The organism is Pseudomonas sp. DCB_BI (assembly GCF_026240995.1).
GTDB lineage: Bacteria > Pseudomonadota > Gammaproteobacteria > Pseudomonadales > Pseudomonadaceae > Aquipseudomonas.
In genome coordinates this window covers 1-393 of record NZ_JAPFCG010000083.1, presented here as the reverse complement: position 1 = coordinate 393, position 393 = coordinate 1, and the positions used below count along the sequence as shown (strand labels likewise).

Below are 393 nucleotides of genomic sequence, written 5' to 3'. Positions count from 1 at the left end.
TGGTGATGGTGGTGTGAGGAGACGGTGACCTGGGTCCCCTGGCCCCAGTACTCATATTTGCTCACATAGTCGGCATATTGATACTTTCGGGCTGCACAGTAATAAACGGCCGTGTCCTCAGGTTTCAGGGTGTTCATTTGTAGATACACCATGTTCTTAACATTGTCTCTGGAGATGGTGAATCGGCCCTTCACGGAGTCTGCATACAATGTACTATCACCATTCCAGCTAATAGTGGCGACAAACTCACGCTCCTTTCCTGGAGCCTGGCGGAACCAGCCCATGCGATGGCTCCTGAAAGTACCTCCAGAGGCTGTACAGAGGAGTCTCAGAGAGCCCCCAGCCTGCACCAATCCTCCCCCAGACTCCTGCAGCTGCACCTGGGCCATGGCC

Annotated in this window: 1 protein-coding gene; it reads right to left on the bottom strand. The window is 54.2% G+C overall.

The features are described 5' to 3' along the window. Window positions 1-389 (bottom strand): immunoglobulin heavy chain variable domain-containing protein (locus tag OO258_RS27385; protein WP_266035047.1); only part of this gene is annotated, 389 nt, incomplete at its 3' end. Window positions 390-393 lie beyond the last annotated feature (4 nt).